General features: G+C 72.3%; 14 protein-coding genes, 1 tRNA gene and 1 pseudogene. 5 read left to right on the forward strand and 11 right to left on the reverse strand.

What is annotated here, in order from left to right; all coding sequences use genetic code 11:
* Positions 1 to 332 precede the first annotated feature (332 nt).
* The 4 genes and pseudogenes from ACL02O_RS16950 to ACL02O_RS16965 all read left to right on the forward strand — a co-directional run bounded on the left by ACL02O_RS16950 (position 333) and on the right by ACL02O_RS16965 (position 4322).
* Complete coding sequence (locus ACL02O_RS16950) at positions 333 to 755, forward strand: hypothetical protein (RefSeq protein ID WP_412819046.1); 423 nt, start codon at positions 333 to 335, stop codon at positions 753 to 755.
* A gap of 586 nt (positions 756 to 1341) precedes the next feature.
* Positions 1342 to 2908: pseudogene (locus ACL02O_RS16955) on the forward strand (replication initiator).
* Entirely contained in the window at positions 2905 to 3102 is a 198-nt protein-coding gene (locus ACL02O_RS16960; RefSeq protein ID WP_412819047.1) for an excisionase family DNA-binding protein, read from the forward strand. Before ACL02O_RS16955 ends, ACL02O_RS16960 begins: the two are co-directional and overlap by 4 nt.
* Entirely contained in the window at positions 3102 to 4322 is a 1221-nt protein-coding gene (locus ACL02O_RS16965) for a tyrosine-type recombinase/integrase (protein ID WP_412819048.1), read from the forward strand. Before ACL02O_RS16960 ends, ACL02O_RS16965 begins: the two co-directional genes overlap by 1 nt.
* Positions 4323 to 4375: 53 nt before the next feature.
* Here the strand turns inward: ACL02O_RS16965 and ACL02O_RS16970 are convergent, their stop codons facing one another.
* The 11 genes from ACL02O_RS16970 to ACL02O_RS17020 form a co-directional block, all read right to left on the reverse strand.
* Positions 4376 to 4633: a Txe/YoeB family addiction module toxin gene (locus ACL02O_RS16970; RefSeq protein WP_412819049.1), complete on the reverse strand. Its 258-nt coding sequence runs from the start codon at positions 4631 to 4633 to the stop codon at positions 4376 to 4378.
* A complete protein-coding gene (locus ACL02O_RS16975) occupies positions 4630 to 4905 on the reverse strand; it encodes a type II toxin-antitoxin system Phd/YefM family antitoxin (protein WP_412819050.1) in 276 nt (91 codons plus the stop codon). The genes ACL02O_RS16970 and ACL02O_RS16975 overlap by 4 nt, the downstream gene beginning before the upstream one ends.
* Positions 4906 to 5063: 158 nt before the next feature.
* Positions 5064 to 5135: transfer RNA gene (locus ACL02O_RS16980), tRNA-Lys, on the reverse strand.
* A 111-nt stretch (positions 5136 to 5246) separates the two neighbouring features.
* Positions 5247 to 6431, reverse strand: a complete 1185-nt coding sequence (locus ACL02O_RS16985) for a hypothetical protein (protein WP_412819051.1) — start codon at positions 6429 to 6431, stop codon at positions 5247 to 5249.
* Between the two features lie 111 nt (positions 6432 to 6542).
* Positions 6543 to 7292, reverse strand: a complete 750-nt coding sequence (locus ACL02O_RS16990) for a ZIP family metal transporter (RefSeq protein WP_412819052.1) — start codon at positions 7290 to 7292, stop codon at positions 6543 to 6545.
* Positions 7293 to 7331: 39 nt separating this feature from the next.
* Positions 7332 to 8531: a GNAT family N-acetyltransferase gene (locus tag ACL02O_RS16995; RefSeq protein ID WP_412819053.1), complete on the reverse strand. Its 1200-nt coding sequence runs from the start codon at positions 8529 to 8531 to the stop codon at positions 7332 to 7334.
* 48 nt (positions 8532 to 8579) lie between these two features.
* On the reverse strand, positions 8580 to 9272 hold the full coding sequence (locus ACL02O_RS17000) for an ABC transporter permease (RefSeq protein WP_412819054.1): 693 nt from the start codon (positions 9270 to 9272) through the stop codon (positions 8580 to 8582).
* Positions 9269 to 10087 (reverse strand): ATP-binding cassette domain-containing protein, encoded by an 819-nt coding sequence (locus tag ACL02O_RS17005; RefSeq protein WP_412819055.1) that lies wholly within the window; start codon positions 10085 to 10087, stop codon positions 9269 to 9271. The genes ACL02O_RS17000 and ACL02O_RS17005 overlap by 4 nt, the downstream gene beginning before the upstream one ends.
* On the reverse strand, positions 10084 to 10422 hold the full coding sequence (locus ACL02O_RS17010) for a PadR family transcriptional regulator (RefSeq protein WP_412819056.1): 339 nt from the start codon (positions 10420 to 10422) through the stop codon (positions 10084 to 10086). The genes ACL02O_RS17005 and ACL02O_RS17010 overlap by 4 nt, the downstream gene beginning before the upstream one ends.
* Positions 10423 to 10512: 90 nt before the next feature.
* On the reverse strand, positions 10513 to 11232 hold the full coding sequence (locus ACL02O_RS17015) for a PP2C family protein-serine/threonine phosphatase (RefSeq protein ID WP_412819057.1): 720 nt from the start codon (positions 11230 to 11232) through the stop codon (positions 10513 to 10515).
* Between the two features lie 101 nt (positions 11233 to 11333).
* On the reverse strand, positions 11334 to 11882 hold the full coding sequence (locus ACL02O_RS17020) for a helix-turn-helix domain-containing protein (protein ID WP_412819058.1): 549 nt from the start codon (positions 11880 to 11882) through the stop codon (positions 11334 to 11336).
* Between the two features lie 59 nt (positions 11883 to 11941).
* Here ACL02O_RS17020 and ACL02O_RS17025 point away from each other — a divergent pair, with 59 nt between their 5' ends.
* The gene (locus ACL02O_RS17025) at positions 11942 to 13153 is read left to right on the forward strand and encodes a benzoate/H(+) symporter BenE family transporter (RefSeq protein ID WP_412819059.1); all 1212 of its coding nucleotides are present in this window, start codon (positions 11942 to 11944) and stop codon (positions 13151 to 13153) included.
* The last annotated feature ends 75 nt before the right edge of the window (positions 13154 to 13228 follow it).

Consider the following 13228-nt stretch of genomic DNA (forward strand, 5'->3'; position numbering starts at 1 on the left):
CCGGCCGGCTGCCGGCCCACCACCCACCACCGAACGGCCTGTCGTTCTGCGGCGGCCCACCGGGCTTCCCGCTCTCCGCGCCAGCCGCCGGGCACAGGCGGGCCGGAGCGCAGCGACAGCGGAGCGCAGGCGCGCGCCCGGGCGGCGGCGCGTGCGGCCCGTCTAGGGCCGCCTTGATCGATGTAAGGAAAGTTCTCCCACACCGGCCGGCTGTCCTGCGCCCGGTTGATGTCTGACGCTGCGGCCTCGGCTGATGGTTGACATGATCGCGCTGAAGTCGTGCCTGCTGGGCGCTGGGGCAGGTAAAGCCGAAGGGTCCCGAGAGGTGGCCGATGATCTCCTATGGCGTGAACGTCACCCGTCTGTGTGACGACTGCGGATCCGAGATGACGTGTGAGCTGGCGCAGCGCATCGTCCACGACCGGCTGCACTGGACCGCTTGGTGCCAATGTCACCACTGCGGCTCGACGGAGGAGACGTTCGGCTGGGACGACACCCCGGCCGAGATCCGCGATGCCTTGATCGCTGGATGCGGGCTAGCACGCCTCACCGTCGAAGGCATAACGGGACCTGGCCGCGTGGCGTTGCTGAAGGTCTTCCGTGATGCCGGAGCCTCGTTGCCGGAGGCACAGGCGACGGCTCAGCACGCGGTTACCACCGGAATCGAGGGGACCCGGGCAGAGCTGGAGCTCCTGATGCGGCGGCTCGACCGGAACAACATCACCGCGACCGTCAACGGTGACGATAGTTGTTGAGTCCGTGAAGCATCAGGCGAGGTCGAAGTGCCAACCATCATGCGGGACCATGCCCGAGCCGGCAGCCAGCCGGTCCGCCCTGCGCTGCGGGGTCGTTGACCTGTCGGTACCCGGTGCTACTCTGGCGCTCGTCGAGCACGCCAGCGCGGCCTTCCTGCCGGATCGCTGGACTCGACGTCGGAGATGCCGAGCGGCCTTCCTGCCGCTGATGCGGGCCGTGTCCCGCCGGCTCTCGATCGCACCGGCCATTGTGCCGGTTTTCCGAATCCGCTGAGCGGCCCAGCACGGCCTTCCCTGCCGTCCAAGATGGCCCGGATTCGCTTACCTCCACGGGTGGGGCAGCCTGTGGTCACCGCCGGATGCCGATATCCCAGGCTCCCCACCCGTGCCGGCCCACTCATCAGGTTCACGAGCGTGAAAGGACATGACCCATCGGCGGGAAGTGGCACGGCACGATTCCGCCCTCCGGCGTCAGCCGCCCTCTCGGCGGTGCCAGGAGACACGACGAACACCACCAGCGGACAGATGTCCACGGCTGGTGGTGCTTCGTCTCCCGTCCCTGCCGCACCCTGAAGAGGAGACAGTCATGTCCACCCCGCTCACCCTCTACCGGCCCGGTCTCGCCGTCGGCCGGGACGCCCAGGTCCTGCACCGCCGCCTCTCCGGAGTTCTCCGGCTGGCTTGAGCACACCCGCCCCGCTGGCGGCTGTGCTCGCCCGATCCGCCTCACCGGCACCATCGCCGCTGTCGACGCCGGCACCGGCCGCATCACCAGCCGGCTGCACACCGACGAGCTGCCCGACCGCACGCTCTACAAGGCGTGCGGCAACCGCCGCGAATCAGCGTGCCCGGACTGCGCCTGGGTCTACCAGGGCGACGCCTACCAAGTCGTCCGCTGCGGGCTGACCGGCGGCAAGGGCGTCCCCGACTCGGTCGGCCGGCACCCGGTCGTCTTCGCCACCTTCACCGCCCCCTCGTTTGGCGCGGTCCACCACCGGCACGTCGCCCGCCACACCTGCCGCAACCGGCAACGCTGCGGCTGCCGACCCGCCCCCTGCCACGCCCGCAGCACCGCCGGCACCTGCCCACACGGGCAGCCCGCGGCGTGCTTCGCCCGCCACGACACCGACGACCCGCGGCTCGGCCAGCCGTTGTGCCTGGACTGCTACGACCACGCCCACCAGGTCGTCTGGAACCACTTCTCCGGTGAACTGTGGCGGCGCACCAAACAGGCCATCGAACGTCACCTCGCCGCCCTCTGCCGCCGACGCAGAATTCCCCTGGTCCGGGTCGTCACCGCCTCCGGCAAGGTCCGCTGGGTGCCGCCCGTGCGGGTATCCCACGGCAAGGTCGCCGAGATGCAACGCCGCGCCGCCGTGCACTTCCACGCCCTGCTACGCCTCGACGGAATCGACCCCGACGACCCGGACGCCCTCGTGCCGCCACCGGCCGGCATCACCATCGACGACCTGGAAGATGCGATCCACGCCGCCGCCTCGCAGATCACCGTCACCACGCCCGCGCACCCCGACCAGCCCGAAGGTTGGCTGGTCGCCTGGGGCGAGCAGGTCGACGTGCGGCGGATCAACACCGCTGGCGGCGAGCTGACCGACGGCAAGGTCGCCGCCTACCTCGCCAAGTACGCCACCAAGGCCACCGAAGCCACCGGCCACTCGTCCGCCCGCCTCACCCCGACCACGATCGACGACTACGCCGACCCGGAAGGCAACCACGTCGCCCGCCTCATCGACGCCTGCTGGCACCTCGGCCGCCCCACCCACACCGACACGGCCAGCGGCGCCGCAACCGCCGACGACCGTCAAGACAGCCTTGACACCGAATCCAACGCCTACGCCGGGCTACGCCGGTGGGCGCACATGCTCGGCTTCGGCGGCCACTTCCTCACCAAAGCCCGCCACTACTCCCTAACCTTCGCCCTGCTCCGCGCCACCCGCACCACTTACCGCCGCACCGAAGACAACGAACCGACCGACACCTTGACTGTCGGCACCCTCACCTACATCGGGTCCGGCTGGCTCTCCGAGGGTGACGCTCTGCTCGCGAACACCGCCGCCCGACAACGGCGCGAGAGCAGACGCATCGGCCGGGAAGAACTCGCCCACGAAGCCTGGCTCGCCGGGGGCGCCGCATGAACCTGGACCTTCGCCCCCGCTGGTACTCACCCGCCGAAGTCGCCGTGCTGCTCGGCTTCGGCATCTCCAAGGTCAAGATGAAGATCGCCACCGGCGAGCTGCGCTCCATCAAGGACGGCAAGTATCGCCGCATCCTCCCCGAATGGGTCGACGATTACATCCGCGAACAGGTCGAGCGCCAGGAGGCCGCCTGATGCCGGGACGCGCACGCGCCAACGGCGAGGGCTCGATCTTCCCGTACCGGAACGGCTTTGCCGCCTACGCGTGGGTGGAGAAGCCCGATGGGATGCGGGGTCGGAAGTGGGTCTATGGCAAGACCCGCGAGGAGGTCCACGACAAGTGGATCAAGCTGCACGGGCAGGCCAAGGCCGGCCCGGTAGCGACCCGCTCCCCGACAGTAGGGGAGTACGCCGGCTACTGGCTGCGCGAGATCGTCAAGCCGAACCTCGCCCCCGGCAGCTACGTCACGTACGAGGTGGTGGTCCGGCTCTACCTCCTGCCAGGGCTTGGCCGGAAGCGCCTCGACAAGCTCCGGGTCAGCGACGTGCAGACCTGGATCAACGAGGTCGGGCGGACCTGCCAGTGCTGCGCCCAGGGCAAGGACGAGCGGCGAAAGCCCGCCCAGCGTCGCTGCTGTGCCCTCGGTCGCTGCTGCCAGGATCTGCCCTCGGCGACGAGTGTCGCGCACCTGCGGACGGTGCTCCGGACGCTGCTGTCCCAGGCGATCACCGAAGGGCTGATCAGCCGCAACGTCGCGTCCCTGGTGAAGCTGCCGCCGGTACGGAAGCGCAAGCGGAAGGCGTGGACGAGCGATGAGGCACGGCGCTTTCTGGAGTCGGCCCGCGCCGACGACGACCCGCTCTACGCCGCGTACGTCCTGGTCCTGGTGCTCGGTCTGCGTAAGGGTGAGATGTTGGGGCTCACCTGGGCTGACGTCGACCTCGACGCGGGGGAGTTGACCATCGACCGGCAGCTCCAGCGGGTCGGTGCCGAACTGCTGTACCGGGAGACGAAGACGGCCGCCTCGGACGCCACCCTGCCCCTGCCGGACATCTGCATCGTGGCGCTTGACCGCCGCCGCGCCGCGCAGACCGCTGCCCGGGACACCGCCGGCCCGGCCTGGCAGCCCTCGGACCTGATCTTCACCACCCGCTACGGCCGGCCGGTCGAGCCACGCAACTTCAACCGCTTCTGGGACCGGCGCTGCGACACGGCCGGCGTCCGGCGGATCACCGTCAGGGACGCCCGGCGCACCTGCGCCTTGCTCCTGGCGGACCTGGACGTGCATCCCCGGGTGGCGATGCAGATCCTCCGGCACGCTCAGTTCGCCATCACCATGGAGATCTACACGGTGGTGTCCTCGGCGGCCACCCGCGACGCCCTCAAGCGGCTCGGCAGCGCGCTGGACCGGTAAGACGGCACCGATCCAGTCGGTACGGCCGACGCTCCTGGCTTCAGTCCACTCCGCTATCGGTCGCCGTAGTGGTAACGGCAGGCGATGATCTCGACGTCATCCTTGGTGATCCGATACACCAGCCGATGTTCGCGATCGATCCGGCGGGACCAGAAGCCGGACAGCTCTCCCCGAAGGGGCTCCGGCTTGCCGATGCCCTCATATCCGTTGCGCATCACGTCCGCGATCAGATCGTTGATGCGCTTGACCAGCTTCCGGTCCGTGTGGCCGAGGTACTGATTCCAGGCCGTCGCAGTGAAGACCAGCCTCACGCGACGTCCCGCACGGCGGCCGGGTCGATCAGATCCCGCTCGGCCGCATCACCCTTCTCCAGCTCTGCCATCGACCGGCGCAGCGCGGCGGCGTTGCTTGGGTTGCGCAGGAGGTACTCGGTCTCCTTCATCGACTCGTACTCCGCTAGCGGCACGATCACCACGGGCTCGTGGCCCGACCGGGTCACCACCACTTCCTCGGCGTCGTTGATGACGCTGTCGAGTTCGGCGGCCAGGTTCTGCCGTAGCTGGGTGAAGTTCACGGTCCGCATGATCACCTCCAAGAAGCACGTACAGGAAACTGTACCTCAGGTGGGCCTGCGGCGGCATCCACGTTCGTCGCGCGCCGGCTCCTGCTGTACTTCGCTGCTGTACCGACCCGAATAACGGCGTCAGCGACCCCGCTCCGGGCCGCTGACCTGCGGAAGAGTGGGCCGCCAGGGACTCGAACCCTGAACCTATGGATTAAAAGTCCACAGCTCTGCCATTGAGCTAGCGGCCCGTGTGCCCAGGCTACCGGAACCCGCGCACGTCGGGCTTCCGGCTTACCGTCGTCGTCGATCTTCGAGCCCCGGTCCTCGGCGGATCTTGCGCCAGGCGCGCGATCGGCTGGTCAGCGGAGGGTGGAGGAGGTGACGGTGGGTGGGCGGGCGCCGAGGAAGAAGATGCCGGGGAAGCCCCTGGTCTCGAAACCCTGGCTGGGGTTGCGGCGCAGCGTGGAGCTCTCGATACGTAGGGTGCCGGTGCGGTTGTTGCTGACGAAGAAGATCGCCCCGCCGCCCTCGTTGGCCCGGTTGTCCTCGATGATCGTGCCGGCGATCCGCACCGTGAACTCGTTGCCGTCGCAGTAGATCGCGCCGCCGCTGCCGCCGCCGGGGGTGCCGGAGCGGGCCGGGTTGGCCCCGGTCCCGACCGCCCGGTTGTCGCGGAAGACGCTGTTCAGCACGGTCCAGGAGACGCCGATGCTGCTCGTCGCCGCCCCGTTGGCGCAGGTTCCGCGCTCGAAGGTGCTGTTCACCACGTACACCGGCTTGTTCTCGTACTGGCTGAGCACGCGCAGCGCCGCGCCGCCCAGGTCGGGGCCGGTGCGGTCGCAGCGGTTGCCGACGAAGCGGGAGTTGACCACCTTGAACCGCCCGCCGCGTACGAAGATCGCCCCACCTCCGCCACCCTCGGTGCGCTCACCGGTCGAGTCGCCGTCGGCGAAGGTCAGGTTCTGCACGGTGAGCTGCGGGTGGTCCTGGTTCTGGCAGTGCGAGGTGGTCCAGCCCTGGGCCTGGTCGCAGGTGTTCAGGTAGAGGATCCGGCGCTCGCCGCCGCCGCTCAGGGTGACCTTGCCGCCGCCGTCCAGCACGATCCGTGGCCCGTGCGAGTTGACCACCTTCGCGGTGGCCTTCATCCGGATGGTGACCGGGGCCGGGCCGCAGTCGAAGGTGATGATGCCGCCGGCCGCGACGGCCTTCACCACCGCGGCGGAGGTGCAGCTCGCGGCGGTGCCGGTGCCGATCGTACGGGTCGGGTGCGAGGTGTCCACCGCCCGCGCCTCCGCCGGTACCGCCGCCCGTCCGGACGGGTTGCCGGCGCGGAAGGCGGGCGTCGACGGGCTCGGCCTAGCGGTGCCGAGCCCGGTCCGGGCGCTCGGCCCGGCCGTCGGGCTGCCGGTCGGCGGGGTCGCACCGCCGGTCGCGGCGACCGCTGCCGGCGTGCCCGCACCGGCGGGCTCGCGGGCGCCGCAGGCGGGCAGCCCGGCGGTGGCGACCGCGAGGGCGATGAGGGCGACAGTGGACTTCACGCGCACCCGCCCGATGCTAGAAGCGCTCCCGCCGCCCGCACGACCTCCCACCGAATCCTTAACCCCCCGCTAAGCCCCGCGACGTGGGGCGGGTGGGGGGCGGGGTGAGGATGGGAGTCAGGCGTGGGAGAGGGCGAAGGCGGTCAGGAAGCCGAGGACGGTGATCAGGCCGACCAGCAGGTGCGCATCCTCGAACGCCTCCGGGACCATGGTGTCGGTGATCATCGCGAGGATCGCGCCGGCCGCCAGCGCGGTGATGGTGGCCAGCACCTCGGGTGGGGCACCGCCGAGCAGCGTGTACCCGGCCAGTGCCGCCACGCCGCTGACCACGGCGATCGTCGTCCAGAGCAGGAAGACGTACCGCCGGGTGCGGTTGGCCTGACGCATGCCGGCGGCGCTGGACAGCCCCTCCGGCACGTTGCTGAGGAAGACCGCGATCACCGTGACCAGGCTGACCGGCCCGCCGGCCAGCAGGCTCGCCCCGATCACCACCGACTCCGGTACGCCGTCCAGCAGCGCGCCGACCGCGATGGCCGTCCCCGAGCCGGGTTGCTCCTGTTCGGACGGCTGCTCGTCGCCGGAACGCTTGCGATGTCGGGCGCCCCGACGGGCCAGCAGGACGTTCGCCCCGGTGTACGCGAGCGCCCCGACCGCCGCCCCGATCGCGACCGGCGCCAGCCCAGCCTGCTCGTGCGCCTCGGCGATCAGCTCGAAAAACACGGCGGAGAGCAGCACACCCGCGCCGAACGCCATCACCGACGCGATGACCCGGCGCGGCACCCGGGCGAAGAACCCGGCGACCGCCCCGATCAGCAGGGCCGACCCGGCCAGCAGGCCCCAGAGTCCCGCTTGCAACCATTCCGGCACGCGCAGCACCCTACCCGCGCCCGCGAAGCGGAAACAGGGTCAGAAATCGGCGAAGAGGTACGGCAGCTCACGGGGGAAGAGCCGGCGCAGCTGGACCGCCGCGTCCGCCGGCACGTCCCCGAGTCCCCGGACGACGACGTCAGCCGGGTCGAGCACCCCGTACGCCAGGGCGGAGAGCCCGGCGGCGGTGAGCGTCGCGGTCGGCACGCTGCCCACCGCGGCGCTGTCCCCCGGCAGCACCTCCAGCTTCCCGCTGGCGCCGTCGAGCAGGTGGCTGCCGGCCAGCCAGCGGTCGCCGACCAGCTCGACGCGGACCCGCCCGGCGTCGGTCGGCAGGTCGGTGAGCGCGTCCAGGCTCAGCAGCCGGGCCATCGGAGCGGGTGAGCCCGGCCGGGACACCCGGGCCTCGACGTGCACCGCGAGGTCGGTGAGCCACAGCTCGGGCAGCTCGTCGGCGGGCAGCTGGACGCTGACCCGCTCCACCTGGTCGACGTGCCGGGCGAAGAACTGCAGCAGCGACGCCCGGGCGTACGGGTCGTCGGCGAGCAGGTCGTCCGCGAGCAGCGTGCCGCCGTGGTCGTCGATCCGGTAGGTGACCGCGCCGACGGTGCCGCCGCCGCGCACGGCGGCGAGCAGCCAGCGGTCGTCCCGGTCCCGCTGGGCGACCGCGCGGAAGTCGGGGAAGATCGCGAACCCGTGCCGCTCGCGCAGGCAGCGCTCGGTGTACGCACGCCAGGTCGGGTAGCCGGCACCGATCCGCTCCCACGTCACCTCGCCGGGCAGTTCGGCGCGGAGCAGCGGGGCCAGGTCGGCCGGGGAGAAGGTCGCGGTACGCGGGCGGGGTAGCCCGACGTACCCGAAGCGCTCGTAGAAGGAGGCGCGGAAGGGGTGGAGTGCGGTCAGCGCGTGGCCCTCGTCGCGCAGCTCGTCGAGGAGCCGGTGCAGCAGGTTGCGGACGTGGCCGCGCCGGCGCGCCAGCGGATGGGTCGCCACGCCGGCCACCCCGGCCATCGGCAGCACGCTGCCGCGCAGGTTCTGCCGCATCGGGATCGCCGTGGCGGCGGCCGCCACGGCGCCGTCCTCCTCGACCACCAGCGTCCGGTTGCCCGCGTTGTACGGCAGGTACTTGCGGAACTCGTCGACCCGGGACGCCGCCATCGGTGACGCCTCGAAGGCGTACGCCTGGAGCGGGAAGGTGGTGGTGAGGCGTTCCTCGGCGGCCAGCCGGCGGATGAGCATCAGTCCATCCCAACGCGGCCCGCCGGCCCGCGCAACCGGAATCGGCCGTCAGGTCACCGGCAGGCGCCGTAGGTGGCGGCGTCGGCGTAGCCGCGCGGTGGACGCGCCCGCCACCGCCAGGATCAGCAGGGTGGTCACCGCGACGGCGTGCAGCACGCCCCGGGTCAGGTAGCCGTCGTCGGTGTGGTCGACCGCCCAGGTGACGATCTCCCGGCTCGACCAGAACGGGGTGAGCCGGGCACCGGAACCTGCCGGGTCGATCAGCATCTGCACCGCCACCACGGTCAGCAGCAGCAGCGTCCCTTCCAGCTCGCGGGGCAGCACCGCGCCGATCAGCATGCCGAACGGCGCGGCCACCGCGACGGCGCAGAGCATCGCCCCGGCCACGCCGCCGTACCGCAGGTCCGGCCCGTCGACAGCGATGAGGGCGAAGAAGGGTACGGCGATGGCCAGCCCGACCACCCAGAGCCCGAGCATCCGGCCGAGCCAGAGGTGGTGGGCCCGGTAGCCGGCGAGCCGCAGTCGCGGCTCCAGGTCGCGGGCCGCGCCGGTGGCGAAGAGCGCGGCGGTGCTCACCGCCCAGCTGATGCCGAGCAGCAACGCGCGGACGGACTGCCCGACGTAGGCGTCCCGGCGGATCAGGTAGAAGGCGAGCGGCATGAGGAGCAGCAGCAGGAGTACGCCCCGGCGGCGCAGCAGCTCCCGCAACGTCATCTCGGCGACGGTCAGCAGCTGGTTCACGGACGGCCTCCCGGTACGGCGGGGGTCAGGTCGAGGACCAGGTCGACCCGGTCGAGCTGGTTGAGCAGGTGGGTCACCACGACGATCGCCCGGCCCTCGTCGCGCAGCCGCGACAACTCGTCCCAGAAGTTGACGTAGGTGCCCCGGTCGAAGCCCTGGTACGGCTCGTCGAGCAGCAGCACGTCGGGCTCGCTCAGGGTGGACAGCGTGAGGTTGAGCTTCTGCCGGGTGCCGCCCGACAGCCGCCGGGCGAGGACCGGCTCGTCGGGCTCCCAGCCGAGCTGACGGGCGGCGGTCCGTCCGGCCCGGCGGGCCGTTGCCCGGGCCAGGCCGCGGCCCGCCCCGACCAGCACGAAATGCTCGTCCGGGAGGAGGAAGTCCACGGTGCCGCCCTGCTGGGGGCAGTAGCCCAGCCGGCCGGCGACGGTCACCTGCCCGTCGTCCGGGGAGTCCAGGCCGGCGCAGATCCGCAGGAAGGTGCTCTTGCCGCAGCCGTTGGCCCCGACGATCGCGGCGATCTGTCCGGCCCGGACGGTCAGCCCGGCGTTCCGCAGCACGGTGCGCCGGCCGTACCGCTTGGTGATGCCTTCGGCGTGCAGCCGGACCGGGCCGGGGCAAGGCGCCGGGCGGATGCCGACGCTGTCGGCGATGACCGCGGCGTACCGGTCCGGCGCGCCGAACACCGCCCACGGGTCGCCACCGCCGTCCCGCAGGTGGCTGGCGGTCTCGGCCACCACGTGCCGGATGTCCTCGGTCGCCACCCGGCGCCGGTGCAGTTCGGCCGCGAACGCGTGCAGCCACTGGTCGGCGTTCACCCGTCGATTCCTCCCGTCACGATGGCGGTCACCGGCGCCACGAAGGTCTTCCAGTCGTGGCCGCCCCGGCTCAGGGCGGCCCGTCCGCTGTCGGTGATCTGGTAGTACTTGCGGGCCGGGCCGCCGGTCCCCTCGCGCCACTGCGCGGTGATCAGGCCGGCGCGTTGCAGGCGCAGCAGCACCGGGTAGAGGGTGCCGCCCTGGATCGGGCCGATGCCGGCCGCGTCGAGCGACTGGGCCAGTTCGTAGCCGTACGACTCGCGGTCGCGCAACAGACCGAGTACGCAGAGGTCGAGCACTCCGCGCAACCACTGACCCCGCCGCTCGATCTCCACGCGCCGAAGAGTAGCGACGCCAACTAGATGGCACAACTACCTAGTTGCTCCGGGGAATGGCCCGGAATGCCACGGGCCGCCACCCGGGGGTCAGGCCTCGGTGACGTCGGAGACGACCACCGTGACGTTGTCCGGCGCGCCGGCCTGGTGGGCGAGCTTCACCAGCTGCTCGCCGCAGTGCTGCCGGTCCTGGTACGTCGCCAGCGCCGAGGCGATGGCCGCGTCCTCCACGTAGTCGGAGAGGCCGTCGCTGCACAGCAGCAGCCGGTCGCCGGGGAACACGGTGAGCACACCGACGGCCGGTGGCGCGTCCGAGCCCTGCACGGCGCGGGTGACCAGGGAGCGCTGCGGGTGGTGGCGGGCCTGGTCGGGGGAGAGCGCGCCCTGGTCGACCAGCGCCTGCACGAAGGTGTCGTCCCGGGTGAGCTGGGTCAGCTCGTTGTCCCGCAGCAGGTAGCAGCGGGAGTCGCCGACCTGGGCGAGAACCAGGGTGTCGCCGGCGAGCAGGCCGGTGGTGAGCGTCGTACCCATGCCGTCGCGGGCCGGGTCCACGGAGATGGCGGCGCGGATGCGCTGGTTGGCGGTGCTCACCACGGCGCGCAGCGCGTCGGCGGCCTCGTCGGGGACGGTGGGCGGGGCCAACTCGTCCAGGATCCGGATGACGATCTCGCTCGCCACCTCGCCGGCGGGGAGGCCGCCCATGCCGTCGGCCACCGCCACGAGGCGGTCACCGGCGAGGGCGGAGTCCTCGTTGTTGGTCCGGACGAGGCCGACGTCGTTGAGGATGGCCGAGCGGAGGATCAGCGTCATGGGGTCAAGCTTGCCAAGAAGACCCCACCCTCGTCTCTATACACCGGGTATGGCGGAGGAAAGATCCACGTTTTCCGGTCCATCGCCGCTGTCCATGATGGTCAGGCACGCGGGTAGCGGAGCAGCAGGCTGGCCCGGACCGGCTCGTCGCCGACGGCGGCGTAGCTGTGCGGAACGTCCGAGGTCCACCGCAGGTACTCGCCCGGCCCGGCGGTCATCGGGGCGTCCGCCGGCCCGGCGCGGAGCACCCCGGCGAAGACCGTGACGTGCTCGGTCACCCCGGCCTGGTGCGCGGGGGAGAGCTGCGAGGGGCCGGGGCTGACCCGCATCCGGTACAGCTCGTACGTCGCGTCGGTGTCGGTGAACACCTCCAGCAGGGTGGCGTCCACCGCGACGCCCCGTACGCTCGGCGTCCCGGCCGGCGCGGCGAGGACGGCGGTGAGTGGCACCCCGAGCTGCGCGGTGACCGCGTACAGGGTCTCCAGGGTCGGGTTGCGGGTGCCGTTCTCCAGTCCGGAGAGGGTGGCCTTTCCCACGCCGGCCCGGCGGGCCAGCGCGGAGAGGGACAGGCCCCGCTCCTCGCGGAGGGCGCGGATCCGCCGGCCGACCTCTTCCGCAGTGTGGTCACCGGCTGGTGGGGCTGCTGCCATGGGGGCTATGGTGCTACACAATGTCGTTCCGTAAACGGAACGATGGACGGAGGTGTGGCATGCCCGGGCGACTCCAACCCGTGCTGGCCGGTGTGATCACCGCCCTGGTCGGCTTCGCCAGCTCGTTCACGGTCGTCCTCGCCGGGCTGCGGGCGGTCGGCGCGGACCAGGCGCAGGCGGCCTCCGGTCTGCTCGTACTCTGTCTCGCCACCGGCTGCTGCGCCGTCTGGCTCGGGCTGCGGCACCGACTGCCGCTCGCCATCGCCTGGTCCACTCCGGGCGCCGCGTTGCTCGTGGCCACCGGCCCGGTGCCCGGCGGCTGGCCGGCGGCCGTCGGCGCGTTCCTCATCACCGGCGTGCTGATCGCCGCCGCCGGGCTGATCCCGGCGCTCGGCCGGGCGGTCGCCGCGATCCCCGGCCCGATCGCCAGCGCCATGCTCGCCGGAGTGCTGCTGCCGCTCTGCACCGCGCCCGTCCGGGCCCTGGTCGAGGTGCCCCGGCTGGCCGGGCCCGTGGTGCTCGCCTGGCTCGTGCTGCACCGTTTCGCGCGCCGCTGGGCCGTGCCCGGCGCGCTGGCCGTGGCGGCGGTGGCCATCGCGCTCACCGCGTCCGCGCCGGCCCGGACCCACCTCGCGCCGACCGTCGCGCTGACCGCGCCGACCTGGACCGTGCCCGCCGTCATCGGGCTCGCGCTGCCGCTCTTCCTGGTCACCATGGCCGCGCAGAACGTGCCCGGGGCGGCCGTGCTCGCCGGCTACGGCTACCGGCCGCCGCTCGGCTCCGCGCTCCGGGTGACCGGGCTCGCCACCGCGCTCGGCGCGCCGGCCGGCGGGCACGCGGTGAACCTGGCCGCGATCACCGCCGCGCTGGCCGCCGGCCCGGACGCCCACCCCGACCCGGACCGACGCTGGATCGCCTCGGTCACCGCCGGGATCGGCATGGCGCTGCTCGGCCTCGGTGCCGGCGTGGCGACCGCCCTGGTGCTGCTCTCCCCGCCGATCCTGGTCGAGGCGGTGGCCGGGCTCGCGCTGCTCGGCGCGCTCGCCGGGGCGGTCTCGGCAGCCGTCGCCGAGCCGGACGCCCGGGAGGCCGCGGTGGTCACCTTCGTGGTCACCGCCGCCGGGGTGAGCCTGCTCGGCGTCGGCGGGGCGTTCTGGGGGCTGGTCGCCGGCTGGCTGATGCTCCTGCTCTTCCGCCGCCGCCCGGCGGCTGCCACCCCCGCGCCCCCGGCGCGGGAGGCCGAGCCCGACCTGGCCGGATCCCGTCGGTGATCGACTCCCCCTGCGGTATCCGGGGGCTTCGCCGCCCCGGGATGCGCCGGCATGCCGCAATCTGTGCGGGTCATC

This window comes from Micromonospora mangrovicola (genome assembly GCF_047200535.1).
GTDB lineage: Bacteria > Actinomycetota > Actinomycetes > Mycobacteriales > Micromonosporaceae > Micromonospora.

Coding starts and splice junctions, on each gene's coding strand:
- ACL02O_RS16950 (WP_412819046.1), top strand. CDS start 333: ATGATCTCCTATGGCGTGAACGTCACCCGTCTGTGTGACGACTGCGGA.
- ACL02O_RS16960 (WP_412819047.1), top strand. CDS start 2,905: ATGAACCTGGACCTTCGCCCCCGCTGGTACTCACCCGCCGAAGTCGCC.
- ACL02O_RS16965 (WP_412819048.1), top strand. CDS start 3,102: ATGCCGGGACGCGCACGCGCCAACGGCGAGGGCTCGATCTTCCCGTAC.
- ACL02O_RS16975 (WP_412819050.1), bottom strand. CDS start 4,905: ATGCGGACCGTGAACTTCACCCAGCTACGGCAGAACCTGGCCGCCGAA.
- ACL02O_RS16995 (WP_412819053.1), bottom strand. CDS start 8,531: ATGCTCATCCGCCGGCTGGCCGCCGAGGAACGCCTCACCACCACCTTC.
- ACL02O_RS17015 (WP_412819057.1), bottom strand. CDS start 11,232: ATGACGCTGATCCTCCGCTCGGCCATCCTCAACGACGTCGGCCTCGTC.
- ACL02O_RS17020 (WP_412819058.1), bottom strand. CDS start 11,882: ATGGCAGCAGCCCCACCAGCCGGTGACCACACTGCGGAAGAGGTCGGC.
- ACL02O_RS17025 (WP_412819059.1), top strand. CDS start 11,942: ATGCCCGGGCGACTCCAACCCGTGCTGGCCGGTGTGATCACCGCCCTG.